The organism is Bremerella sp. JC817, from assembly GCF_040718835.1.
Classification (GTDB): Bacteria; Planctomycetota; Planctomycetia; order Pirellulales; family Pirellulaceae; genus Bremerella.
In genome coordinates, this window is record NZ_JBFEFG010000280.1 from 140,492 (window position 1) to 163,800 (window position 23,309).

A 23,309-nucleotide genomic window follows, 5' to 3' on the forward strand; every position below is an offset into this window, starting at 1 on the left:
GTGAAACGTCTGGTATATTCTACGAAGTCCCCCTTTTCATACGAGTCGGCTTCTTCTGATCGGTCTGCACGATGGATTCCACCCCAGATCCCACACCCACCACGCCCCGTCGCGAAAGTGTGTGGCTCGACTGGCAGTGGTACCTGGTGTTAGTGCTGGCCCTGGTGATTCGTGGGGGAATCGGTCTCGTCCAGATGGATAACTTCCACGACGACCCCGACAGCTATCGCTTGCTGGCCAACAACATTATCCAGCTGCACTCGTTTACCACGTCCGATCCGGTCGAGCCGACCGCATTTCGACCGCCGCTGTATCCACTTCTGCTGGCCATCACCAGCATTTCGCGGCATGTTCTGCCGAGCGAAGTCATGGGATTGCACGTGATTGTCGGCCTGATCACCGTAGGCCTGACGTTCTTCTGGACAATCCAGATGGGGCTTAGCCGATGGCGAAGCCTGGCGACGCTGCTGGTGGCGGTCGATCCGATCTTGCTCAATCAATCGACGCTGGTCATGACTGAAACGCTGGCAACCTGCCTGGCGATCTTGACCCTCGTGGCCGTTTCGGCCCTGGCTTCGACCGGGGAGACGTCAGAGTCGGCTCCAACCAGCCGCGATCTTACCATCCAAGGGATGAACGTCGCCGGGGCGGTGGCCCTGGCTATTTTCTGCCGGCCCACCTTCCTGATTTGGGGTGCTCTCATCCCGCTGTCCCTGCTGGCCTGTCGGTTTAGCTGGAAGCTAAGATTTACATCGATTGCTGCGTATGGCTTAACGATCCTCTTCCTGATGGCACCCTGGGTAGTCCGCAACTGGATGGTGTTTGATGCTCCGGTTCTGGGAACCAGTCACGGGGGGCACACGCTGTTGTGGGGGAACAACGAGTCGTATTACGAGTACCTTCGTTCGGGCGACACGCCGGTCTGGGACAACACCGAGTTCCATCAGAAATTCGCCAAACGCCATCCTTACGATGGCACCTCTGCTAGCGAATTGGCTCGGGATCGGGCCGCTTATGCAGAAGCAATCGAGACGATGCAGGCCGATCCGGGCATGGCAGCTTACAGCTCGCTGGTCCGGCTGGGGATGTTCTGGCGACCACTTCCGAATGCGTTGAGCGTAGATGAAAGCAGCAAGCGTGCTGCCGTGCGATATGCGATCGGGGCATGGTATCTGGTGCAGTTTTCCCTGATAATTGCCGGGCTAATCGGACTTGGCAAGCAGCTTCTGCGGCCGGGCTGGATTGCGGCACTGACCTTAATGGGCAGCTTTACGCTGGTTCATCTCTTCTTCTGGAGCAACATGCGGATGCGTTCGCCGCTGGTGCCAATCTTGGCGGTGCTAGCATGTGCTGGCATCGAGCTGATTCTTCGCCGCCGCTCGCCACGTTAAATGGCCTGAAGCTGGCTTGCCCTGGTCAAGACGCATCCCTATAATCCGCCCCGCTTTAAAGTCTCGGGGTGCCGCTCGCAATCATAACGGCACGTCGGGAATGACCAACATTCAGAGTCAAGCGGCAAGGAAGCCAGGACCCTGTTCCCCCCTCGCAGGAAAAGTCCGAAGACGCGCTCGATGATTTCGATGCGTGGTTCCGCGTACTTCACGCGTGCGCTCAAAATGTGCGCATCGCTGGTGGTGTTGGCCCTTCTATCGGCATTCGCTTCCGCCGAAATTCACCTTCCTTACGAAGATGTTACCCGGCCGATCTACGTCCGAGCCGACGATGCCCGGCATTGGCAAGATGGCGACAAAGAAGTGTGGATCTTGCATGGCGACTGCGAAATCGTCCAAGGCAAGACGATCGCCAAAGCCAAAGATGCCGTGCTGTGGATCGAGTACGCTCAGCCATTCCGCCTGGTGCCGCACAAAGTCACCGTTTACCTCGAGAACAAAGCGAACGTCACCTGGCGCGACGCCAAAGGGCCAGCCTCGGTGGAAGACTCGACCTGGCTTGGTCAGTTCTTCACGACCTCGCGTATTCAACTGCCAGTCGATACGACGAAGGCTCCGCCTGCGGTCGCTCCGGCGATTTACCATCGCGGACAGAACGCTCAGCCTTCCGACGAAGACTACGCCCCCAAACAGGCCATCGAGGCCCCAATCCAGCAGATCCAGTTTGAAGCTGGCGATCCAATGCCACCGGCATTCGCGGCCCCACAGCCTCAGATCCGTGTTCGCTTGTCACAGCGTTATTCGACCGGCTTCCATGTCGATGTCGAAACCGATCCAAACACGGGCGAAACGATCGGCCGTTTCGATCAAGGGATGAACCTGATGATCGATGGCCTGGGCGAATTGAACTCAGTGAGCCTCCTCGCCGACCGGGCCATCATCTGGTCGAAGCAAGGACTCGAGGGACTCGGTACAACTGACGGAATCGTTGGCGATGGCGAGTTCGAGGTCTACCTGGAAGGAAACGTCGTCTTCCGCCAGGGAGAGAAAGTCGTCTATGCCGAGCGCATGTATTACAACGTCGCGCAGAAGTATGGCACGATCCTTAAAGCCGAACTGCTCACCCCGGTGCCCGAGTACCAGGGGCTTGTTCGTTTGAAGGCGGACGTGCTGCAGCAAGTCGATCCGTCGCGGTACCAGGCCTTTGGGGCGGCGATCACCACAAGTCGCATGGGCGTGCCACGGTACTGGTTCCAGTCGAATCAGATTGAATACACCGACCAGGAATCGGTCGTCACCAATCGCCTCGGCGAAGCCCAGATCGACCCGATCACCGGCCAACCCAAGATCGATCACAAGCGACTGGCGACTTCACGGAACAACACGCTGTATGTCGGCGGCACGCCGGTCTTTTACTGGCCCGTTTTGTCGGCCGATATCAACGATCCCGTTTTCTATCTGAACAAGATCAGCTTCAAGAACGATAGCGTCTTCGGCTTCCAGGTCCTGACCGAGTTCGACAACTACGAGGTCTTCGGCATCGAGGATCCGTGGGAAGGAACCGAGTGGCTGACCGATCTCGACTACCTCTCCAATCGCGGCATGGGTGTCGGAACGCGGTTTAACTTCAACAACACGTTCTTCCCGTACTTCAACAATCCAGCCACCGGCTTCCTCGACGCGTGGGCGATCTACGATACCGGCACCGATAACCTGGGGGCCGATCGTCGAGACATTCCACCTGAAACCGACTTCCGTGGACGGGTCTGGGGCCGCCATCGCCAGATGACCTTCTGGGACTTCCAGTTCACTGGCGAGTTGGGGGTGATCTCGGACCGCAACTTCCTCGAATCGTATTACGAAAAAGACTGGGACACCCAGAAAGACTTCGATACCCGTTTCGAGCTGAAACGACTGGTCGGCAACCAAAGCTTCAACATTCAGGGAGCCAACCGGGTCAACGACTTCTTCATGCAGACCGAATGGCTGCCGAAGCTCGACTACTACATGCTGGGCCAACCGTTGGCGTTCGATCGCTTGACCTATTTCTCGCACTCAACGATTGGCTATGCCCGCCTTCGTCCGTCTTCGCCGCCGGAGGATCCAACGGAACTGGCGAAATGGTCGGCCCTGCCGTACGAAACAGACTCGGAAGGAATCGTTGGTTCGAGTCGTCACGAGATCGACATGCCGCTGGAGCTATTCGGCTCGAAGGTCGTTCCCTATGCCCTGGGGGACGTCACCTACCAGGCCCAAGACATCAACGGCGACGACATGCTGCGTGGTTATGCCCAAGGGGGTATCCGTGGCAGCATCATGGCCTGGAGCGTGAACCGCCAGATTCAATGCCAACTGCTGAACATCAACGGCATCGCCCACAAGGTGACGCTGTATGGCGACATGTACTATGCCGACTCGAGCCAGGACCTCTCACGGGTCGCCATCTACAACAAACTGAACGACGATTCGCAGGAAGCGTTCCAGCGACGTTTCGGCGTCGACACGTATGGCCTGCCAGCCGGGGTGCCGGTCCCATGGCAGGTCGATCCGCGAAACTACGCGTACCGTACCAACCAGCAAGGCCAGGTCACTTCGTCGGTCAGCGAAATCGCCGACGACATGACCGCCGCCCAGCTTCAATTGCGACAGACCTGGCAGACCAAGCGTGGCGGACCAGGCAACGAAAAGATCATTGACTGGGTCAAGCTCGACGTCGGCGGAACGATCTTCCCGGACGCCGACCGCGACAACTTCGGCGAAACGGTCGGCCTGCTGAACTACCAGTTCAACTGGCAAGTCGGCAACCGCCTGTCGGTGTTCTCGAATGGTTTCTGGGACCTGTTCGACGACGGCCTGCAGACGGTCACCATCGGCAGCGCGATCAACCGCACCCAGGTCGGCAACTTGTACCTCAGCTACACCAACACGGTGCAGCCGTTCCAGAGCCAGTTGATCCTGGCTTCGCTGCAATATCGCTTGAGCGACAAGTGGTTTGGCGGCCTCGGTACTGCTTACGACCTGACCGGCAACACGAACCTCGGCCAGAACGTCTTCCTGACGCGGATCGGCGAGTCGAGCCTCGTAACGCTGAACTTCACGGTCGACAACAGCCGAAACAATGTCGGCATCGGCATCAACATCGAACCACGCTTCTTCGCCTCGGGCCAGTACAGCAAGATCAACGGCGAACCGATTCCGCCGCTGGGAGCTTACGGGCTCGAATAAACCTCGGAGCAGGGGACCAGCAGCGGATGAAGAACGACCCGACACCCAGCGGCTGGATTCGCAAGTTCCGCCTCGCCTTCTCAGGCATCTTCTGGGCGATCCGCACCGAGACTAGCTTCTCCGTTCACCTCCCCTTGGCGGCGATCGTCATCGCAGCCGCAGCGCTGCTTCAGTTCGACCAGGTTCGTTGGGCGATCCTTTGGCTGACGATCGGGCTGGTTCTGGTTGCCGAGCTATTGAACACCGCGCTCGAATCGATGGCCCGGGCGGTGGACCAAGAGTTCAACGTGCATCTCAAACGAGCGCTCGACGTCGGAAGTGGAGCTGTCCTGGTAAGCAGCATGTTCGCGACGGTCGTCGGCGTGATGCTGTTCTGGAACCCGTTCTGGGCGTGGTACGCGTCTTAGAACGTGGGGCAAGAGCGATCAATAAACAACAGTACCCTGCGGTAGGGTGAATACCGCAGGGTACTGTCAACATCACAGTCGAGCTGAAGAAATTTGCTTAGCCGAATCCATCCCCCAAAGTTCAGGCTCGATGTGTTTGGCAACCTCCTGTCACGGTCGCATGGCAGCGTATGGGCAAATGCAAACCAGGTCAGCCTTGACCTTCGAAAGCTTGTCTCCCTTGGACTTTCGATTGCTGGCCCCAGAGGTGGTACCCTCTCGCATGGGGAATAACTTATCGACCCCAGAACAATTTGGCTAGTCTTTTTTTGATTTTCTTCACGATACCGATCGTGAGAATTTCATCGGCTTGTGAAGTCGCGATTCGCGCAGCAAAAAAGCCGCCAGCAACATGTGCTCGCGGCTCTTTTGTATTGTGCGTTGTTCGAAGTCGAACTAAGCGACGATCTCGTTGATCTTCACCTTGGTGTAGACCTGACGATGGCCCGTCTTACGCTTGCTGTTCTTACGACGACGAAACTTCTGGATGGTCAGCTTTTCGCCCTGGACGACGCCCAGAACTTCTGCGGTGACCGAAGCACCAGCGACGGTTGGCTTGCCGATCTTCACGCCGCCTTCGCCCGACACGAGCAGGACGTTTTCAAACGTGAGGGCGTCGCCAGCGGAAGCTTCCACACGGTAATCGATGCGGAGTTCCTGGCCTTGTTCGACTTTGATTTGCTTACCGTCTTCTTGAATGATCGCGTACATCCGATTGAATCCAATCGTGGTTCTATATTTTGAACGGCCCCAGGCGGGGCAAATGGGTTCAGGGGAAACCACACAATTTACCGACAAACACGGCAACTGTCGAGGGCTCCCAGCCGATTTCTTGCAACTTCAGCGGTCGTCCGCGACCGCCGGATGCAATCTGCCACAGGCCCCTCTGCCGTGGCAAAACATGCGGCAGAGGGTAATAACCTAACTCACGGCAAGTCAAAGACTTACCGACGGCCGTTACGGGCCGTTTCCTGAGGGTCGGCCATGTAGATGCGGCGTCCTTCGGCATCTTTGCATTCCACTTCGACATGCTCGGGGAAGACCGATTCGCTGCCGATGATGTGGACCACCACGCTGTTGTCGTCTTCAATCTGGGCGATTTCGCGACGCTTCTTGTTGTTCAGATAGGCTGCCACTTCTTCGTTGACGCGGCAGTTGATCAGCGAAGCCTTTGGCTGCTGAGCTGCGGCAATCAGAACACGCGTCACCTCGATGGCCATGCTTTCCGATGACTTCACCACCCCGCGGCCACTGCAGCATGGGCAGTCGCGGAAGATGCTTCGCTTGAGGCTTGGTCGGACACGCTGACGCGTCATTTCGACCAGGCCAAATGGGCTGGTTCGCAAGATCTTGGTCCGAGCCCGATCACGCTTCACGGCATCCTTCAGGGCTCTCTCGACGTTCGCACGATGCTTTTCACGACGCATGTCGATGAAGTCGTTGACGATCACGCCACCCAAGTCACGCAGACGCAGCTGCCGAGCGATTTCCTTGGCTGCCATCAGGTTCAACTGATAGGCCGCTTCCTCGGAGGAGCCGTCGTAACGGAAGTTACCGCTGTTCACGTCGATCGCCACCAGGGCTTCCGTCTGATCGATCACGATCGAACCGCCACGCGACAAAGGAACCTCACGCTGGTGGATCTTGGCGATCTCTTCGTCGAGGTTGTATTTGCGGAACAACGCTTCCTTGGTGTCGTGTCGCTGCAAACGATCGACGAAACGCGGCATGACCAGTTGCAGGAACTCTTTGGCCGCTTCGTATTGTTCTTTACGGTCGATGTAAATGGCGTCGACATCCGCCGCGAAGATATCGCGAATCGTGCGGATGATCATGTCGCTTTCTTCGTAGATCTCGCAAGGACCAGTGGTCTTCTTGATGCGTCGGACGATCAATCGCCACAGACGCAGCAGGTAAGCCATGTCGCGCGAGAGATCCTTCTTGGTTCGATCCTGACCGGCGGTGCGGACGATGAAGCCAAGCCCCTTCGGCGGATCGAGATCGAGCAGCGTGCTACGCAGACGGCGACGCACCTGATCGTCTTCGATCTTCCGCGATACGCCCACGCGGCCCAGTGCTGGCATCAGTACCAGGTAACGACCTGGGATGCTGATGTAGGTCGACAGCGTTGGACCTTTGTTGCCGATCCCTTCTTTGATGACCTGGACGAGGACTTCGTCGCCACGCTTGAAGATCTCTTGAATCGGAGGCTTCACGCGAGGGCGGGCCCCTGGACGCTGACGGCGACCACGACGCTGCTGCGTCTTGGTGCCACCGCTGGAAGGTGCGTCGTCTTCGACGTCGTCGTCGCCATCTTCTTCATCGTCATCGCCGAAATCGCTGCCGAAGCGCGACGCGGCGAGGTCTTCAGGACGATCGTACTGGGCAGCTGGATCGTAGCCACCCTGACGGAAGTACTGGGGCTCGACGTCGCTGATGTGCAGAAAGCCATTCTTGCCGACACCGAAGTCGACAAAGGCAGCTTGAATGCTGGGCTCGAGATTGACGACGACACCTTTGTAGATGTTGCCGACGAAGTTTTCCTGGCTGGTGCGCTCGAGATAAAACTCTTCGAGAATCCCATCTTCAACGATCGCAATCCGGCATTCTTCCGGCTGCGAGACGTTGATCAGCATCTCTTTTTTCATGAAAAGCTCGCTTTGGTGCATGGGGTCCATGACCGCGAAAAGCTTTTTCGAAAGGGATGGTATCAACTGATGTTGTCTCAGCCAGGCAGAAGCCCCGCAGCCGAGTCCGGTCCGGTTCTTCTACTGCAGCAGCTGTTGAGCAATCTGAAGTGGTATGTCGCGGGTTGTCCGGTTTTCCAACAGTGTGTTCCTTGCTGGGCAAGCGATTTCAGGGCGAGCGATCTTCGTAGGACGCCAGATAGGGATCGTGCGATGTCTCATTTCCGCCTAAGGAACCTGCAGAGCTTTTGGTCATTGTGTGGTCCTCCGAGTCGGAGGAGCTGAGCTCTGGCGGTTGGCGGCTTCTGGATCGCGGCCTCTTACCTGGCGATCAACAGCAACGTAGCTGGGCCACGGGTATGTCGCTGGTCGCGTGAAATCGGGTCAGATCGCTGGCAGGCTTTTTAAAAGTCCCCGCTGACGATCCGCTTGCCTTTCATTTCGATAAAGCGTTCGAGTCTTGAACCTGTGTCAAGGGATCCAGCGAATTTCGATTCGCCGGACAAGTATTTGTGTGATTTGTCTGCCAGGCAGTGCATGGGCATTGCCTTCAATGTCGCTGCCACTTCTGCCCATGAGGGCGGGCGTGGTCTAGGCCTCGTCGGGGAACAATTGCCGTAAGTGTTCTCGTAGCAATCGCTTAATTTCCCAAGCGTTGTCCATATCTCGCACGCGAGCGGCCAATTCGCGGCATTTCTCGGTGGAAACGGTGCGGCAAATCTGCTTGATCTCTGGAATCGCGCTCGGCGTAACACTCAAGCTACGCAAACCCATGCCAATTAGCAACATGGTGTAAACGGGATTCCCCCCCATCTGGCCGCAAAGCGTGACATCGATCTTTGCTTTTTGGGCCGAGTCGACCGCCATCTGGATAAGTCGTAAAACAGCCGGGTCGCAACTATTGTAAAGTGCGGCCACGTCTGGATTATTGCGATCGACAGCTAATGTATACTGAACCAAATCGTTGGTTCCAATACTGATGAAATCGATTTCCCGAGCGAATCGGTCCAGCATTACCACGCTGGATGGGACTTCAACCATAATGCCGACTTTGAGGTCTCGGTTGAAGGCGATCGACTGCTCTTCCAGGTCTTCCATCAGATCGGAAAGCAACATCTTGGCCTGCCGCAACTCGTGCAGCGTACTGACCAACGGGAACATCACCGAGACATCCCCCAACACGCTGGCCCGTAAAATGGCCCGCAATTGTCGACGGAACTGGTCGGTGTTTCGGAGCGAAAGGCGAATGCTTCGCAGGCCCAAGAAGGGATTCTGCTCTGGCGGATGATCTTCGCCGAAGATCTTGTCCGCCCCCAGATCGAGCGTCCGAATCACGATCGGGCTGCCCTGCATGTCGCGAATTACCTTGGCGTAGACCTGGTAATGGTCTTCCTCGGTGGGCTCGCAATCTTGACCGAGATACAGGAACTCGGTCCGGTATAACCCCACGCCGCTGGCACCACGTTCGATACACGCGTCGGCTTCGTGGGGGAATTCGATGTTGGCCATCAACGTGATCGTCTCGCCATCGGTGGTGATGGCCGGCAAATCACGGAGGCCGCGAAGTCGGATCTTGGTTTGACGCTGCTGCTCGACTTCCTTCTCGTAGCGCGCGATCGTCTCTTCGTCTGGCGAGACAATCACACGGCCTTGATGCCCATCGATAATGAGCATTGTATCGGTCTGGATGTCTCGCAGATTCGCCCCGACACCAACCACAGCTGGCAACTCGAGGGCTTCGGCAACGATAGCGGAGTGACTACCAGGTCCGCCCACTTCCGTCACGATGCCACGAATGTTGACCCGATCGAGATTTGCCATCTCGCTGGGCGTCAGATCGTTGGCAAGCACGATTGAAGGCTGCTTGGCCGCCAACTTCTTCTTGGCATCCGCCCCGAACAGAACGTTCAGCAGACGCTGTTCGATATCACGAAAGTCGCCGGCTCGTTCCCGCAGAAATGGATTGGGAACGCGTTCAAAGAACTGGATATAGCGGGCAAATGACTGCGAAACGGCGTATTCTGCCGTGTAATGACGATAGCGAATCGAGTCGATCAACGACTCGTTAAGCTTCTCGTCACGGACCATTTGCAGGTGAGCCGAGAAGATCGCGCCATACTGGTCCCCCAGTTCGACAGCGACTTCATCCTGGCTGGCCTGGATCTGTTCGGCAACAAGATCCATGGCCCCAGACAGACGCTTCAGTTCAGCGTCGACGTTCGCCCGAGAGATGAATCGACGTGTCACGCGAGGTTGCTGGTCGTCGACCACCATCGCTTTTGCGATAGCGACGCCGGGAGAGACAGCAATCCCTTGGAGAACACGCATTGATGATTGACTCACTTGATTAGGGAGAAACGAGCTGCCGCTTTCAGCGAACGACTACTCGCCCTCTTCTTCATCCTCTTCGACGAAGCGACGGACAACTTCGACCAGAGCATTTGCGGCGGTTTCGGCATCCGGACCGGTCACGATGATCGTTAACTCGGTACCTTGCTCGGCGGCCAGCGTCATCACATCCAGGATGCTTTTACCGCTGACCGTCAGGCCATCGCGAGCGATCTCGACCTGGGACTGATACTGTAGCGCGACCTTGACGAACATGTTCGCCGGACGTGCGTGTAGTCCCTGCCGATTCGGCACGACGACTTTTCGAATGATGGATTCCTCGCCCATCCAACCATTGCCCCGTATGAAGGAGCTGTCGAGAGACTCTTGTCGGCGTTACCCCAACACCGACCGATTCGACAGCTCCGCCAGGAATAATGCGACTGTTTAGCTGCCGAACTGGTTGTTGTCCGCTTCGTCCAGCAACGTCTTGATGTCTTCGACCGACTTCGACTGCTTGAGGAACTTGCAGAACATGTCGTCGCGCAACTGACGCGAGATGTTTTCCAACGCTCGCAGGTGATCGCCAGGGCGATCCGGAGGGGAAACCAGCAGGAAGAACAGGTGAACGGATTCACCATCGAGGCTGTTGAAATCGACCCCTTCGGTGCTCACACCGACGGTGCCAACCAGCTTTTCGACGCTTGGATGCTTGGTATGCGGAACAGCGATGCCACGGCCGATGCCGGTGCTACCTAGCTCTTCTCGCTTGAGGATCGCCTTGATGATGCTTTCGGCGCTATCTTCCATGATATCGCCTGAGGCAACGAGACTGCCGGCCAATTCGCGGATAACGGCTTCCTTATCCTTCGACGCCAGTTCCGGCTTGATTGCCTTCACACTGATAAAATCGGCAAACTTCATTAGCTAGGTTCCTTTTCATGATGGACCGTGCCGGTCCAAGTCGCTGCAGAGACTCGGTGCCAGATGTCCAGCGTGGTTTCGCCAGCGTGGTCGATATCTTATCCCTCGAAGTTCGTTTCCGCGTCGGGAGCAGGCTGCTGCCCCTTACCGCGGTGAGCCTTCAGCTTCTCTTTATGCTTACGCAGCTGTTGTTCCATCTTGTGAATCGTGCTGTCGAGTGCTGCGAGCAAGCTTTCCGCCGAATCGGTCGCGACGAAGTCCTCGGTCTTCTCGGCCGTAACGCGCAATTCGACTTCTGGCTTTTCGGTGTGTTCCAGGTCGATCGTAACTTCCACCCCAGTGATCCGTTCGAACAAACGATTCAGCTTCGAAACTTTCTCGGTGATCGTCTCTTGCGAAGCGGGGCTCAAATGACCATGGCGCGTTGAAATGTTGACTTGCACGTCTGAAATCTCCTGACGGGGATGATCCGACTAAGTGGGGCTAAAGCGTGGGAAATCGGTTGGGGACCGACGTTGCCGACGGAGGACTAGCCACTGTTTCATCATCGATGCTATAGCGGAAACATCCCAGTCTACAAGCAACGCAACGAGCTGACAAATGGAGCCACCACCCGTTTCGGTTCAATTTTTCAACGTTTTTTGATAAATCGAGAACGACCTGTAGGCGGCACCTCGGTCCCATATTCACTCTACCTCATTCCCCCCGCAAGGCGAGCAATCTCGTCAATTCAACCATATACACCGCAAGGGGTGTCTCTAGGGTGGGCTCGAACCACATTTCCCCCACATCGACGGGAACACTCGCCAGAAAGAGAGTTCAGAAGGTCCAATCTTTAGCGATAGAGCGATGCCGGCTGACTGGCCACCTGATCGGTATCGTCCAGCAGGGTCCTGGCCCATCCTCGAACGGCCGTTTCTGGGTGCTGGCAAAGAGTTTCCAGCTGCGAGCGGGTCTGCTCGGTCATCTGATCCGATGAGAAACCACACAGCAAACGGTAGATCAGCGGTCCATGTTCAGGGCTGTGACTTTCCAGGGCGTATTTAACACAACGAGCCAGGTGCGGATCTTGTCCAACGAACTGCCGGGGATCGAATCCATGAACTTGAAGTTCAAACGGTCCTTGGCTCCAGATCGCGGCGAGCGACTGGGCGTCTTCGACCTGAGCCAGAGTTACCTTGGCCAGGCTGGCCTGACCAATCTCGGCCCGCTGGCTCAATCCACGCAAGTAGAGCAGGGGATCGTCGACCGTTTGAAGCGTTTCCGCGAAGTGGGTCCCGGTGCGAACGCTCAGCTCCGATGCGTCTTCCGCGGCAGGCTCTTCCGAGCGAACACCTTGATGTACTTGCGCGGCAATCCGCTGGCCCGGCTTGAGCGTGAACGGCCCACGGCAACTCGATAGATGCAGCTCCGAGGTTCCTGCGAGCCCTTCAATGTGGACTTCCTGATTTCCCTGGGCCGAGGCAAAGTCGATCCCAGCGGCAGTAACGGCCGAGGTTCGGAGGCGAGCCCGAACTGGCAAATCACTGGCGACCATCTCCAGGTCCTGGCCGGCAATCTGAAGCTTCAGCTTGGCTCCAGCCTCAAGAGCGACTTCCACGGTGCCATACCGAACGGTCAGAATTTCACCGGTCCAATTCAGCTCCGAAATCGCGGCGACTTCGATTTCCACGTCATCGTGCTTCAGCAGGCACTGCCCACCAGGCGTGATCACCATTCGACCGTTCGCAAAGCGATCGAGGTCTCGCGAAACCCACGAGGCCGATCCCTTCGAGAGCAGCAGCGTTCCGGCAGCGGAATCGATTTGATAGGCATGCTCGTCCAGCGGCCGCAAAGAATTGCCACTGGCAACTGGCATGTGGAACGCAGTCGTGGCGACTTCCGGCAGACGACGCGGAGGCTCATTGGTGACTGGGACTGGCTCTTTGGGAGGCGTTTCCATGGGCATAGCTTGAGCCAGGAATGCCTCGGGGGCAGGCGTTTGCGGGGCGATCATCGGCCCGGTGGGCTGCGGTGCGTCGGCTGGGGCAAGCTGCTGTTCCCACTGCTGAAGCACGATTTCGCGAACCTTCTCGCGATTCATCACGGCAGCGGTTACCAATGCGGTGACACACGCGGCCAACGTGGTGAGCTTGAACATCGTTCCGATCAGCGAGCCTTTTCGGGCCGGCTGTTCGGCTTGTGGCTTTCGTTCAGCGCGCGGCCGCGATGGTGCTTCGCTGCTGAATGCCAGGGCGGGCAATTCAATGGCGATCTCGTCATCGGTTCCTGCGACGGCGGCGGAAGTGCCTGGGATAACGGCATACAAACGTTGACGAAGAGTTGGTTCGACAGGGGCAGGGGTCGAAAGCCACTGCGAGAGGATTTCGTGACACGCCGCGACTTCGGCCAGCAAGCGATCGGAAGCGAAGCATTCGTTTTCTAGCTTGACCACTTCTTCGGCAGGCAGGGCGTGATCGAGGTAACGCATCACTTTCTCGAGACTCGCGCAGCCACGTGCTTCGATCGTCAATGGAACGATTTCGCGCCGGCCGACGCGATCTTGCAAGTGCCGAAGCAACTGCGCGACGAACGGGCTTTGTTCGATTTTCTGCGAAATGATTGCCGCTTGCTGCTCATTGAGAAGACCGTGCTGGTGAGCGAGCAAGGTTCGTAGTGTCAGGCGCATCCGTTCCCCTGGACTGGTCTAACCGTGCCGAAGATCCTTTCTTCCAGGAATGAAGAAAGATGATCCGCCGCATGGTACCGGGGCCCCAACGATTTACCCAATAGCGGTTTATGCATCAAACGCCCCCACGGATGACCCAGAAGAAACAGCTTTCTTAGTCCGTAGTTTTTGACAGCGTCGATTTCGAAGGGTATCTATTCCCATCTCCGAAAATGAGCGACGAAGTTCGCCTTCCGACTGCCCATCCGGGCCTCTATTTACCGGTCTAGCGATATGGTGCTAGCGATTAGTCGGGTTCTATGACAGCAGTGCCAGCGAAAAACGGCAGCGTTGCCGAAATCCACCTACGAATGCCGCTAGCAGCAGTCGATGAATGCTAACGGCCACACGGTTGTGGTCACGCATGGCATGGTCGCCGTGTGACGCAGGAAGCCAGAGTGTGGAACGGATGCCAGTATCTCCGCATTGTTTGGCAGCCTTGAGGACCGTCCCTTTCGGCAACCCAAGGCAAAGTCGTGGAGCAATTTGTCATGAAGACGTTTCTAATTGTACCTGGTGCCTTGGCAGGATTGCTAAGTGCCAGCGCTTTGTTTGCCCAAGCCCCGGGCAATCCGTATCAACCTTCGGCGTATCGCCCCGGTGCGACCTACTATGCCGAACCAAGCGCGCCCGCCAAGTTGTGGTCGCAGCCAACCCAACCGGTAAGCTACAAGCCGGAAGCCTCGCTCGAACCAATCCAAGGCGATAAAGCCTATATGGATGCCCTGGAAGGAAAGCATCAGCCCGCTCCATCGGTGATGGACAGCATGGGCCCTGCTTCCTCCCCTTACTCGCCGAGCGACTGCCTCACCGGCGATTGCAATTCGGGATATCCCTCGCTGGGAGCTGTTTACGGCGACTGCTGCCAACCATGCTCGCGCTGGTTCGCTTACGGCGGTGCCTTGATCATGAACCGTGACCTCGAAAAAGAAGTCTGGCTCAGCTACGACACGGGCGACATTGGCCGCCAGGTGATGGGCTCGCACGATGCCGGTATGGACTGGTCCGCTGGTTACGAAGTTCGCTTGGGTAAATACCTCGGTGCCAGCAACTGGGCCGTCGAAGGTGTTTTCTGGGCCGTTCGTGACTCCACCGAGTTCACCGTCACCAACAACGAAGTCACCGGTAGTTTGAACACCGTTCTGGAAGACGCTTTCCATAGCCTGTCGTACAACAACGGTGGTGTTTCCAACGTCAGCTCGTACTTCAACAATGCGTTGAGCCATCGTCTTCGCCGTACTTCCGACTTCTACAACTTGGAACTGAACCTGTTCCAGGATCCAACCCTGTACTCGTGCAACACCGGCTGCACCAGCTTCTCGGTTGGCGTGCTCGGCGGTATCCGATACTTCCGATTCTCGGAATCGATGTCGTACTCGGCTGACACGGTCGACTATGCCTACACCGGCGAAGTGAACGAAATTAACTATAACGTTGACGTCTCGAACAACCTGATCGGTCCCCAGATCGGCTTCATCGGCAACCTGTCGCACGGTCGCTGGAACGTCCACCTGGGTAGCAAGCTGGGTATCTACGGCAACATCGCGACGCAGGACTCGGAAATGTTCGGTGCCGCTGGTTACGCCTTCGTCAACGACCCTGCCAGCCCGAACGATGGTCGCGAATTCAACCTGAGCAGCTCGCGAGGTCGCGTGTCGTTCCTGGGCGAATTGGACTTGGGCTTGGACTACAAGCTGTTCGATTGCTTCACGCTCTCGGGCGGTTACCGTGCGGTCGCTGTCAGCGGTGTCGCCTTGTCGGCCGACCAGATTCCGCAGAACTTTGAAGACTATGCCATCATCAATCACGTCCAAGCTTCCAGCGACGTGATCCTGCATGGTGCTTACTTCGGCGGCCAGTTCGTCTGGTAAGCCCAAACGTTCACGACCTGTTTTGCCAAACAGAAAAAAGCCGTTCCTTCCGGAGCGGCTTTTTTTTAGTTCTTGATTCAGACGTAACCGCTCCTCGACGGGTAGGAAGAGCGGTCGATCGCATTTCTAACGCAATGCGTTAGGTCGCGGCCTTGGCTTCGGCTCGGTGGAGCAGTTCGACCAGCGTGATCGAAGGATTGCTCAACTTCAGAACCGGAGCGAATTCTTCGTAGTCCTTGTCGACCTTTTCCAAGGTCTCGGCCACCGATGGGCCACCCTTCATCACCTTGTCGTAGGCGGCCTGGAATCGATCCAGTTCGTTCCACGATTCGTCAGCGGTCGCCGGCAACAGGGCCGACAGGGCAACAGCGACTTTGCCAGGTTCTTTGTTTGGCGATTCAATGTAGTCTTCCAGATCGAGGTGCGATTCGATCAGCTCGGCGAAGCTTTCTGGCAAGCTCCAACCACGAGCGATCACGCCACCTGCTTCCGCATGGGTCCAACCGAACGTCTGGCGTTCCAGGTCAGAGATACGGGCCTGGCCTTCGCTACGACCTTCGATCAGGCCGCGATATTTGTCGCCCAGTTCCTTGGCCAGCAGTGGCACGGCCATGTCTTGCAGCAGAGCGGCGGCGAAAAGATCTTCAGCATCCTTCAAACCAAGGTGCTTACCAACAGCGCGGGCAAACAAGCCACGACGCAGCGAGTCTTGCCACAGACTCTTCAGATCGAATGGACCGCTCTTGGGGTTGGGCATCAGGCTGAAGACCGCGCTCCACAGAGCGAAGTTCTTGATCGTGCGGATACCGACCAAGGTGATGGCAAGCTTTACGTTCGAGATCTCGCGCGAGAAACCAAAGTACGAAGAGTTCACGAAGCGCAATACCTGGCCGGTCAGACCTGGATCGGCTTCGATTGGTACCGCGAATTCGGCAGGACCATTTTCTGGATCTTGTGCCAGTTCGAGCAGACGAATAGCGCTTTGTGGAAGTGCTGGCAACTGTGCCCCGGCCAGCAGGTCTTTCAGAGAGTTGTTTTGAGTCATCTTGAATTGCATCCCGTCATTCTTGAAAGCAGATAAGTTCCCCGGTCGCTGTCGGTGAACGCAGACTACACGTGAAATAAATAGGTCACTCCGATCCTTGGGGCAACTTTCGAACCGCGAACCGCTCGCATTATGCAAAAAGTCTTTGATGCAACGCCGACAGACGATGATTTTTCGCCTCATCAGCGATGAACTCAGTGATGCGAAAAGAAAACGCGCCGCCAGATTGCGACAAAAGCGCAGCAGCTTCAACCTTATCTATTGATTGAAGTTAAGACGAAACGCCCTTCGACTACCGGCGTCGCGGCACACTCGCTGCAAATCAATCTGACCAGTCAAACCTTGCTTGTCAGATCTCGCAGAACCATAGCCCCCGTGACTCGCGTCTTATTCATCTTTTTGCTCGTCCTTTTTGCCCTATGGCTGGGGACCAGCGTGGAGCTTCCCGCACCGCCGCAAGGTGCCGAAGCGAACTCGCTGGTGATCTGGCGAAGGACCGAGAGTGGCTGGATCCGGGCAGAGAGTTGGCTCGTCTCGCGCGACCATCTCAATCGCGAGCCAACGCCACCACTTTACCCCGTGGCAGCTTTGCCAATGATTATTACGCTGAGCATCGGCGCCCTGCTGATTGGACAGCCGAAAGAATGTCGTGATCAGATACTAGACCAATAGCCAATTCGGCGCGTGGTCTATTCTTCTTCCATATCCTCGCCGCTGTCGGCATTAGCTTCGATTTCGGCCTTCAGTTCGTCGATCTTCAACGCCAAGCGGGTCAGATCCGGGATGTTATCGACACCCATCTTCTTGAAAACGTTGTGACGGCGCGCTTCGACCGTACGCAGGCTGACGTCCAGGCGATTGGCGATCACTTTGTTCGCCTTGCCGATCATCATCAGCTTCATGACGTCGCGTTCGCCGGAGTTCAGCTTCTCGTAGTTCTCGCGAGCCTCGGTCGCTTCCCGCGATTCCAATCGCCAACGCGAGTCGAGCGTGATCGCTTCATTCACGGCGTCGATAATTTCCTGCTGCTGACAAGGCTTCTCGAGGAAGGTGATCGCGCCGTTGCGCATCGCTTTGACCGCGATCTGCATGTTGGCGTGGGCCGAAATCAAGATGACCGGAATCCGCTCGCCCATCTCGACCAACTGCTCTTGCAGCTCCAGCCCGCTCAACCCGAGCATCCGCATATCGGTAATCACACAGCCAGGGCGATTGGGATCGAACGACTGCAGATACTGCTCGGCCGATGCGAATGTCTCGACTTGAAGACCAAGTGAGCGAATAAGCATTCCAATCGATTCCCGTGCCGCAGGGTCGTCATCAATGACAAACACGGTCGGATTCGTCGACATCACCAGTTACCTGTTGAATGGAGGTGGGAAGCGTGAAGAAAAAGATCGTACCGCGCGAGGGAGCAGGTTCAACCCAAATTTTCCCCCCGTGCGATTCGATGATGGTACGACTGATCGAGAGCCCCATGCCCATTCCGGTCTCTTTGGTCGACTGAAATGCCTCAAAAACATCGAAGTTGGGTGGGACCCCAATACCATAGTCCCGAACCGAAACCTGAGCCAGTGACTCGTCTTTGTTCTGCACCAGGCTCGTGTGAATCTCGATGATTCGTTCGCTGTTGGTATCATCGATCGCATCGGTCGCGTTGCTAATCAAGTTGATCAATACTTGTTCAATTTGAATTTTATCGACAAATACCTGCGGTGTGGAAGGATCTATAGCGATCGAGACTTCAATCGCTTGTTCTTCCAACAGTGGCGCGAGCAAGGCGATCGCATCGTTCATCAAGTCGCTCATGTCGACTCCTTCGACGCGTGGCGCCGTTCGACTCACGTAATTGCGGAGTCGTCGAATGATCTCGGCGGCTCGTCTCGCTTGCTGTCCGATCCGGGAAACGCACTGCTGCACGCTGGCCTTGTCGACCGGATCGGGTGCCTTCAGCAGGTTCTCGCACGTACCGGCGTAGTTCGAGATCGCGTAGAGTGGCTGATTCACCTCGTGAGCGAGGCCTGCCACCAGTTCGCCCATCGCTGTCAGCCGCAGGAAGTGAGCCAGCTCGGCATTGCGACGGCGGATCTCTTCTTCGGCATGAACCTTCTCGGTGATGTCGTGCACCACGCCGACAACGTGCGTGAACTGACTTCCGGAAACATGCACCGGAGAAATGGATATTTCAACCCAGCGGAATTCGTCTTCGTTGGCATGAATTCGCAGCGTATCGCGGGCCGGCCGACACGAATGAATGCCGGCGACGATCACGCGGAAACGGGCTTCGTACCGCGAGTCGCAGCGAATCACGCTTAAGCCGTTTACGCGGACAGCTTCCCGCGGACAACCGACGATATCGAGGAAGGCCTGATTGCAGTCGACGACGCACATTTCTCCTTCGACCAGCTGCACGATGAAGATCCCATCGCTGGCCGAGGCAATCGCACGGTCGCGAATACGCATCTCAGTTTCGGCTTCTTTGCGAAGCGTGATGTCCTGAAAGACGTACTGGGTCGCCTCTTGGCCGTAGTAATCGACCGAAGTCGACATCAGCTCGACATCGAGAGGCCGACCATCGATGCGTTTGAGAACGTACTCGTTCATCTGCAGCGGGGCCCGGTCGCTAACCGCCGATTCGGTCAGTTTTTCCATTTCGTGCACGTCGGGGATTTTAAAGTCGGCGATCCCCTTGCCGACCAGTTCCGATGTCGTATGGGCTCCGAGGCACTTTAGCGCCATCCCATTAGCGAGAACGATCTTCCCTTCGCAGGCCACCACAATCGAAGTGGGTGAATGATCGATCAACGCTCGATAACGCTGCTCGCTGTTACGAAGGGCCTCTTCCGCTTCGACCTTCTCCCGCTGCAGACGCCATTCGCGAATGGATCGCTTGGCCAGCCGAGGCAAGTCCGAGAAGCCGCTGTCCGACTTCACAACGTAGTCGATCGCCCCTCGCTTGAGCACGTCGACCGCCGTTTGCTCGTCCCCCTGGCTGGTGATGATCATCACTGGGTAGCGAGAGCCTTTCCCTTGCGGTTCGATGAGTTCCGCGCCTAAGCCATCTGGGAGCGAAAGATCGACGATCACCAGATCTGGCAGAGATGCGTCGATCGACTTCCGCGCATCCTTCAACGAGAACTGCGTGGTGAGCTCGAAATCTTCCATTTCGGCTCGGAAGCCACGCACGATCAGACGGGCGTGGGCCGGGTCGTCTTCCACAATCAGTAGTCGTAGCTTTCTTGCCATCATTCTACCGCGAGAGGATGTCCGGCGCGATCCGTCGCCAAGGGAGTGTTGCCGGGAAACAATCAGGTACGCCGCTTAATTATTACTGCGGGGCGCGTGGTTCAGTTCCGTCCAATAAGTGCCGATGTGCCGCATCAAGTTGGCAAACTGCATGTATTCAATCGGCTTAACCAGATAGCTATTGGCGAATCGATCGGTCGCGCCCTTAACATCCGCCTCGGCATCCGACGTGGTGAGAATCACCACAGGAATCTGTTTCAGCTGCGGATCTTCTTTGATTCGCTGCAAAACGGTCAGCCCGTCGAATTTCGGAATTCGTAAGTCGAGCAGGATCAGGTTGGGTAGCGGCTTGGGCTCTTGCCCCTTGCCATCGCGACAGAGATAGGCCAGCGCGGCTTCACCGTCGGTCACATGATCGATGAACAACGCTTCGCCGAATTCTCGAAGGGTGCGCATCATCAGCTTGGCATGGGCGGGATTGTCTTCTACCAGCAAGACACGCCTTGAATCGGATACCATCGATTTGCCCCCAAGTGTGATCAACCAGGCGAGATGAGCTTTCCTGGTTTCAATCGTCATCCATCGTGACGATCTTCCAACGCTTTCACGTATTTCTCGTCGGATTGCTGACTACCAAACTTTCTTTCAATTAGTATCGTCCCGAATGCGAGCAAAAGCAACGAGATAAAGATCCAAGCCAAGTCACACAAAGCCGTTAAAGCCGCTGGCACCGCTAAAAACGGAGTGCACATGGCGCCCACGATGTTGCCCAAGACGTAGCCCACCACGGCCCCTGGCCAGAATCGTTCGCGCACCCAACCAACCAGGAAGCCAATCATGCCTCCTCCGCCCACCATGCCGGCGCTCCATGTCACCCACTGATCAGTCGCCACGGCCGAACCATAGACATCGGTCGCTTGAAACGACTGCACGATCGGCATGGCAATGCGTGCCAGGATCGCCGAGAAAGCGACCAGCAGCATTAGGAAGATAAGTGGAAAGGACTGACCTTTAAACATCCGCGGCCTCGATTAATAGTCACCAACACGCAGTTGGCCATCCGCACGATGCCCAAGCTGGCGATAAGTCACGCCGTTGATGCTCTCGGCAATGAACTGCACGCTACCGTCGCCATGGGCGGCGTTCAAACCGCCTGGATGGTGGCTACCAACACCGCCGACATAAAGCAGCGGATCGTTGGGAATCACTCCAAAGATTCCAGCCGCCTTGGAAGGCAGCGGAATGCCTTTGCCGTCGAAGTTCATAAAGTCCTTCTCGGTTAAAAGCTGAGCTTTCGCGTTCGCTTCTTTGGCCTGGGTATCTTCTTCGGCCTCTTCTTCGTCATCTTCCGAAGCAAACTCTTCGATCCCACCGAATTCCCCCTGGATATCCATCGAATCCTGCGGAGACATCTCGAGCGTATTAAGCCATTCCTTGTCGGTGTAAACGTTCGGCAACGGAATCGGAGCCCCACCAGCGTTCGGCTGCGAGCCGGTGTTTCGCAGCGAGGCACGGGTACCGCTCATCCATCCCAGATTGCTCGGAGGCGTTACTTCCGCTTCGCCGAGGAACAGCGTGAACGCGAGACCATCGCGGAAGTCGTTGGCCGAGAGCGCCTTATTCAAAATGAACGCGCCGGTATTGGTCGTGTTGATCGGTAGCTCGCAGTGGTTATGAAAACCAACGTAGTGCGACAGGCCGACGCGACTATTGGCGCGACTAGTCGGGCTGGAAGGACAATCGAGCACTTCCAAATAGAGCTCGCGTGGACCGTTCTGAGCCTTGTCGTAAACGCTCTTGGTGAAGTCGATGTGATCGTACGTCGTCGCATCACCCAGGTAAGGCAGCGTCGCCGAGATCCAGTTGTGATGGTATCCGTGCGGCGAGTTCTTGATCGGGCCGGTGTCGTTGATCGAGCCAGCAGGGAAGACGTTGTTGGCCGATTCGTAATTGTGCAGAGCCAGGATCAACTGGGCGAGGCGATTGGTGCACGACAAACGTCGAGCGGCCTCGCGTGCCTGTTGAACGGCCGGCAGCAAGAGAGCGATCAAAACACCGATGATGGCGATCACCACCAACAGTTCCACCAGCGTGAATCCGCGTTTGTTTCGTGTAGTCATTTATTCTTGCTCCGACTCAGGGAGGGAAAGATTGATAGTTCGTTTCGCTCGGATCGTTCTGGCGGGGTTGTCTCCCAATTGAACGTCGACCTCGACCTTCCGCTGGCTGGGTTGGTCGGACTCCGAGGTCTTAATTGTGACCGTGGCCGGGTACTTCATTCCCTGGGCACCGGCAGCGAGATTCCAGGTTTCTCCGGAATAGGCAGCATCTTGGGCCAATCGTACCTGGGCAAGCGAGATGCCGGCTTCCGCCAGAAGATCGACTTGCGATTGATCGATGTTGCGGCGCTGGCTGGAAGTCTGTGTCGTGACACGCGACAACGACGCGGTCGCGATCAACACCGCAGCGACCATTGCCACCAGCACGATCACCGTCACAAAGCCACGCCGGCAGCGAGGGGAACGTTTCATGGTTGCCTCCCGACCGCTTGTTCGATGCGATACGTTTCCGAGGAAGGCTTGCCGACGTTCGGCTTCACCACCAACTGAACCAAATTGCTCGAGGGCTGCGACAACTTGACCTCGCAGCCACGCAGGCGATAACCTTCGTGGCGTTTGCCAGAGGACTCGCCTTCATCGAATTGCTCGATCCGCTCGACAAGGCCCTCGTTGATGTCGTACTGGACGGACGACTGAGGCAACTTCAGTTCAAGCCGGTTCGGCTCGGGTAACGTGGCAGACTCGGCGGACCGCAAGTCTTGCCGCAACTGTCGTTCAAGTCGCACGACACCTTGCTGCAGATCGATCCAGCTGAACGCATTTCTAGCCTCGATCTGCGATTGGTGCACCAGCTTGATCGACAACGTCGCGATCACGCTTCCCACCGCCATCACCACAATACATTCGACCAGACTCGATCCTTGTATTCGGAAACGTTTCATGGCTGAGCCTCCTCGGCTGGAGCGTCCGGACCTGCAGGGGCCTTGCCCGTGAATCGCCAAGTCACCAACGAGTAACTGGGCAGCGTCCTCGAGGCAGGTACCCACGACAGTTCAAACCGCTCTCCGGCGACTGGTTCGTCGACCTGGTTGATCGCGATCTGCAGTGTCTTTGGGGGCAGACTTTGCTGCTGCTCCATGCTGGTTGCCCACTGCTGGACGACTTCGGGCGAGACCGATTCACCGCTTTCTGCCGCCAGGATTCGCTGGGCGAGATTGTTCAGGGTTTGCTCGGCTGCCAGGCGATGCTTGGCCAGACTAATGCGTGTCGACTGCAGCACCTGGATCGACAACACGGTCGTCAACATCGCGGCCAATACCGACAGTGCGACCACGCACTCGAGTACGGAAAGTCCCGATTTTTGAACGTTGCGTTGCATA

At 56.8% G+C, this 23,309-nt stretch carries 21 protein-coding genes; 5 read left to right on the forward strand and 16 right to left on the reverse strand.

Translation table 11 applies throughout. The features are described 5' to 3' along the window. The first annotated feature begins 71 nt into the window (after window positions 1–71). From AB1L30_RS18820 to AB1L30_RS18830, 3 genes are all read left to right on the forward strand, one after another. Window positions 72–1,391 carry a hypothetical protein gene (locus AB1L30_RS18820; protein WP_367014934.1) on the forward strand — a complete coding sequence of 440 codons (1,320 nt, stop codon included), beginning with the start codon at window positions 72–74 and terminating at the stop codon, window positions 1,389–1,391. 189 nt (window positions 1,392–1,580) lie between these two features. Beyond that, complete coding sequence (locus AB1L30_RS18825) at window positions 1,581–4,616, forward strand: hypothetical protein (RefSeq protein ID WP_367014936.1); 3,036 nt, start codon at window positions 1,581–1,583, stop codon at window positions 4,614–4,616. Window positions 4,617–4,642: 26 nt separating this feature from the next. Next, entirely contained in the window at window positions 4,643–5,023 is a 381-nt protein-coding gene (locus AB1L30_RS18830; protein WP_367014938.1) for a diacylglycerol kinase, read from the forward strand. A gap of 435 nt (window positions 5,024–5,458) precedes the next feature. On the opposite strand, the gene rplU is transcribed toward AB1L30_RS18830, so the two are convergent. From rplU to AB1L30_RS18865, 7 genes are all read right to left on the reverse strand, one after another. Beyond that, window positions 5,459–5,773, reverse strand: coding sequence for a 50S ribosomal protein L21 (gene rplU / locus AB1L30_RS18835; protein WP_345090428.1), 315 nt, complete (start codon window positions 5,771–5,773; stop codon window positions 5,459–5,461). A 233-nt stretch (window positions 5,774–6,006) separates the two neighbouring features. Continuing rightward, window positions 6,007–7,710, reverse strand: a complete 1,704-nt coding sequence (locus AB1L30_RS18840) for an Rne/Rng family ribonuclease (RefSeq protein ID WP_345090425.1) — start codon at window positions 7,708–7,710, stop codon at window positions 6,007–6,009. A 630-nt stretch (window positions 7,711–8,340) separates the two neighbouring features. Next, on the reverse strand, window positions 8,341–10,077 hold the full coding sequence (gene ptsP, locus AB1L30_RS18845) for a phosphoenolpyruvate--protein phosphotransferase (RefSeq protein ID WP_367014940.1): 1,737 nt from the start codon (window positions 10,075–10,077) through the stop codon (window positions 8,341–8,343). Between the two features lie 54 nt (window positions 10,078–10,131). Further along, window positions 10,132–10,425 carry an HPr family phosphocarrier protein gene (locus AB1L30_RS18850; RefSeq protein WP_345090420.1) on the reverse strand — a complete coding sequence of 98 codons (294 nt, stop codon included), beginning with the start codon at window positions 10,423–10,425 and terminating at the stop codon, window positions 10,132–10,134. Window positions 10,426–10,524: 99 nt separating this feature from the next. Next, a complete protein-coding gene (locus AB1L30_RS18855) occupies window positions 10,525–11,001 on the reverse strand; it encodes a PTS sugar transporter subunit IIA (RefSeq protein WP_345090417.1) in 477 nt (158 codons plus the stop codon). 98 nt (window positions 11,002–11,099) lie between these two features. Next, window positions 11,100–11,444, reverse strand: a complete 345-nt coding sequence (gene raiA / locus AB1L30_RS18860; RefSeq protein ID WP_345090415.1) for a ribosome-associated translation inhibitor RaiA — start codon at window positions 11,442–11,444, stop codon at window positions 11,100–11,102. A 392-nt stretch (window positions 11,445–11,836) separates the two neighbouring features. After that, complete coding sequence (locus AB1L30_RS18865) at window positions 11,837–13,669, reverse strand: hypothetical protein (protein ID WP_367014943.1); 1,833 nt, start codon at window positions 13,667–13,669, stop codon at window positions 11,837–11,839. Window positions 13,670–14,199: 530 nt separating this feature from the next. Here AB1L30_RS18865 and AB1L30_RS18870 point away from each other — a divergent pair. Beyond that, window positions 14,200–15,579, forward strand: a complete 1,380-nt coding sequence (locus AB1L30_RS18870) for a BBP7 family outer membrane beta-barrel protein (protein WP_367014945.1) — start codon at window positions 14,200–14,202, stop codon at window positions 15,577–15,579. Window positions 15,580–15,718: 139 nt separating this feature from the next. On the opposite strand, the gene AB1L30_RS18875 is transcribed toward AB1L30_RS18870, so the two are convergent. Further along, on the reverse strand, window positions 15,719–16,624 hold the full coding sequence (locus AB1L30_RS18875) for an HDOD domain-containing protein (RefSeq protein ID WP_367014947.1): 906 nt from the start codon (window positions 16,622–16,624) through the stop codon (window positions 15,719–15,721). A 375-nt stretch (window positions 16,625–16,999) separates the two neighbouring features. Between AB1L30_RS18875 and AB1L30_RS18880 the strand changes: the two genes are divergently transcribed. Beyond that, window positions 17,000–17,296, forward strand: a complete 297-nt coding sequence (locus AB1L30_RS18880; protein ID WP_367014949.1) for a hypothetical protein — start codon at window positions 17,000–17,002, stop codon at window positions 17,294–17,296. 17 nt (window positions 17,297–17,313) lie between these two features. On the opposite strand, the gene AB1L30_RS18885 is transcribed toward AB1L30_RS18880, so the two are convergent. The 8 genes from AB1L30_RS18885 to AB1L30_RS18920 form a co-directional block, all read right to left on the reverse strand. Next, complete coding sequence (locus tag AB1L30_RS18885; protein ID WP_367014950.1) at window positions 17,314–17,976, reverse strand: response regulator; 663 nt, start codon at window positions 17,974–17,976, stop codon at window positions 17,314–17,316. Continuing rightward, window positions 17,945–19,873: a PAS domain S-box protein gene (locus AB1L30_RS18890; RefSeq protein WP_367014952.1), complete on the reverse strand. Its 1,929-nt coding sequence runs from the start codon at window positions 19,871–19,873 to the stop codon at window positions 17,945–17,947. The genes AB1L30_RS18885 and AB1L30_RS18890 overlap by 32 nt, the downstream gene beginning before the upstream one ends. Window positions 19,874–19,945: 72 nt before the next feature. Continuing rightward, on the reverse strand, window positions 19,946–20,389 hold the full coding sequence (locus AB1L30_RS18895; protein WP_367014953.1) for a response regulator: 444 nt from the start codon (window positions 20,387–20,389) through the stop codon (window positions 19,946–19,948). Window positions 20,390–20,445: 56 nt separating this feature from the next. Next, window positions 20,446–20,889, reverse strand: a complete 444-nt coding sequence (locus AB1L30_RS18900; protein WP_367014954.1) for a hypothetical protein — start codon at window positions 20,887–20,889, stop codon at window positions 20,446–20,448. A gap of 12 nt (window positions 20,890–20,901) precedes the next feature. After that, complete coding sequence (locus tag AB1L30_RS18905) at window positions 20,902–21,990, reverse strand: DUF1559 domain-containing protein (protein ID WP_367014955.1); 1,089 nt, start codon at window positions 21,988–21,990, stop codon at window positions 20,902–20,904. Further along, complete coding sequence (locus AB1L30_RS18910) at window positions 21,991–22,401, reverse strand: hypothetical protein (RefSeq protein WP_367014957.1); 411 nt, start codon at window positions 22,399–22,401, stop codon at window positions 21,991–21,993. After that, window positions 22,398–22,871 (reverse strand): hypothetical protein, encoded by a 474-nt coding sequence (locus AB1L30_RS18915; RefSeq protein ID WP_367014959.1) that lies wholly within the window; start codon window positions 22,869–22,871, stop codon window positions 22,398–22,400. The genes AB1L30_RS18910 and AB1L30_RS18915 overlap by 4 nt, the downstream gene beginning before the upstream one ends. After that, the gene (locus tag AB1L30_RS18920) at window positions 22,868–23,308 is read right to left on the reverse strand and encodes a hypothetical protein (protein WP_367014961.1); all 441 of its coding nucleotides are present in this window, start codon (window positions 23,306–23,308) and stop codon (window positions 22,868–22,870) included. The genes AB1L30_RS18915 and AB1L30_RS18920 overlap by 4 nt, the downstream gene beginning before the upstream one ends. Window position 23,309 lies beyond the last annotated feature (1 nt).